Origin of the sequence: Candidatus Magnetaquicoccus inordinatus, assembly GCF_004217665.1 — a bacterium.
Lineage (GTDB): Bacteria > Pseudomonadota > Magnetococcia > Magnetococcales > Magnetaquicoccaceae > Magnetaquicoccus > Magnetaquicoccus inordinatus.
Genome location: NZ_RXIU01000368.1, coordinates 1 through 2,037, shown reverse-complemented (window position 1 = coordinate 2,037; position 2,037 = coordinate 1). Strand labels below are relative to the sequence as shown.

At 52.5% G+C, this 2,037-nt stretch carries 2 protein-coding genes; both read left to right on the top strand.

Going from position 1 to position 2,037, the window contains the following annotated elements:
- Positions 1-812 (top strand): peptidoglycan DD-metalloendopeptidase family protein (locus EJP87_RS15700; protein ID WP_130472793.1); only part of this gene is annotated, 812 nt, incomplete at its 5' end.
- Positions 809-1,705 (top strand): peptide chain release factor N(5)-glutamine methyltransferase, encoded by an 897-nt coding sequence (gene prmC / locus EJP87_RS15695; RefSeq protein WP_130472792.1) that lies wholly within the window; start codon positions 809-811, stop codon positions 1,703-1,705. The genes EJP87_RS15700 and prmC, both read left to right, overlap by 4 nt.
- Positions 1,706-2,037: the final 332 nt, after the last annotated feature.

Sequence of the window (2,037 nt, the reverse complement as noted above, 5' to 3'; positions counted from 1 at the left end):
GTTCGCTTTTTATGGCTGGCAAAGAGGCTGGTTTGTCGCAAAGCATGGTGGTTAAACTGGCCAAACTCTTTGAGTGGGATTTGGACTTTACCCGAGACATCCATGCGGGAGATCGATTCCGTGTGGTCTATGAGAGCAAATATTTTCAGGGCAAACGGGAGCGCGATGGCGAGATAGTCGCGGCTGAATTTGTCAATCAGGGTCGTGTTTTACAGGTGTTCCGTTATACCGATCCCTCTGGCAACAGCGGTTATTATGATGCCAAAGGGCAAAGCATTCGCAAGATCTTTATTCGCACGCCGGTTGATTTTACCCGCATCACCTCGCTTTTTACCAAACACCGCAAGCATCCCATATTTGGTTTTACCCGTGCGCATAAAGGGGTGGATTATGCGGCACCGCAAGGAACGCCGGTGCGTGCTTCTGGTGATGGACGTGTGACATATATCGGCCACAAGGGGGATTATGGTCAATTTATCACCATTCGCCATAATGATACCTACAGCACAGCCTATGCCCATTTGAGCAGCTTTGGCCGAGGTTTGCGTGTTGGTTCACAGGTCAAGCAGGGAGAGGTGATCGGACGGGTTGGCACCACAGGAGCCTCTACCGGTCCTCATCTGCACTATGAAGTGCGGGTACATGATGAACCGGTCAACCCGCTTTCCATCCAACAGATTATGGCCAACCCAGTTTCGCCGCGTTTTGCTGAAGATTTTCGTCAGCACAGTCAGCGGGCAGTGGCCATGCTGCATACCGAAAGCGCCCCACGGGTAGCCGCATTACACAGTAGCAATGAGAACGACGATTGACGACAACTCTGTGGACCATTCAGGCGTTGCAGGCATGGGCGGTTCCCTGGCTGCAACAGCGGGGGGTTGAGTCACCGCGTCTGGATTGTGATTTGCTGCTGGCAGAAGCGTTGGGAGTGGAGCGGCTGGCTCTTTTTTTGGATCCCCAGCGACCGGTTATCGGTGAAGAGTTGGCCCGTTTCAAACAGTTTATGCAGCGTCGTGCCCGTCGTGAACCAGTTGCCTATATTTTGCGCCGTCGCCAATTCTGGCGCCATGAATTTTTGGTCACCCCAGATGTTCTGATACCCCGTCCTGAAACTGAACTGCTGGTTGAAACGGTTTTAGATCTCTTCCCTCCCGCGCAGCAGAGTGCTCCTTTTATGATATTGGAAGTGGGCATTGGCAGTGGCGCTCTTTTATGTTCACTTCTTTTGGAATATCCCACTGCAACGGGAATTGGTATTGATCTTTCGGCAGCAGCTTTACAGGTTGCGCAAGAAAATGCTGAGCGTTTAGGGTGTGGTGCACGTATGACCCTGCTGCAAGGGGATCTGGTTGCACCGCTGGAACTGGAGCGCTATCAAAACCAATTTTTAGTTATTGTCGCCAATCTGCCCTATATTGCTCCTGAGGAGCTGCTCACTTTGCAGCCGGAGGTGGTGCAATGGGAGCCCAGTTTGGCTCTGAATGGTGGTGCGGATGGCGTTGCTGTCATCTGCCCTCTACCCGCTGCCAGCACTCCCTTGTTGGCTGAGAATGGGCTTCTGGCGCTGGAGATTGGTGCCACGCAAGGAGACCGGGTAGCAGAGATGATGCGTGCGGCAGGTTTACAGGAGGTGATGTTACGCCTGGATTATGCGCGTTTGCCACGGGTGGTTAGTGGACGGCGTTTGTGTGCAAAGGTGGATTAATCTCATTTCCAGCTAACAGTTTGTTGCTGCATGCTATACACCACCTAAAACTGTTGCGGGTCCAGGGAGGGCACCTCCCTGGCCGGGTCCAGGGATGGAATCCCTGGGATTTTGTTTTTAATCTTTTGCCTTTGGCGCGCCTTTCACAACAAGCCGACGCGCTTTTTGCGTCGGCGCGGCGCGCCTAATGGAAGAAAGCTGTGCGGATTGGCGCGCTTTTTTGCGCCAATCCGCACAGCATCCCCATGGGAGTAGAGCTGGCAAGCCATCACGCACCTGAATAGTTACCTGATATTAGAGGATTTTTTATATTCGTTTTAAGATATATTACC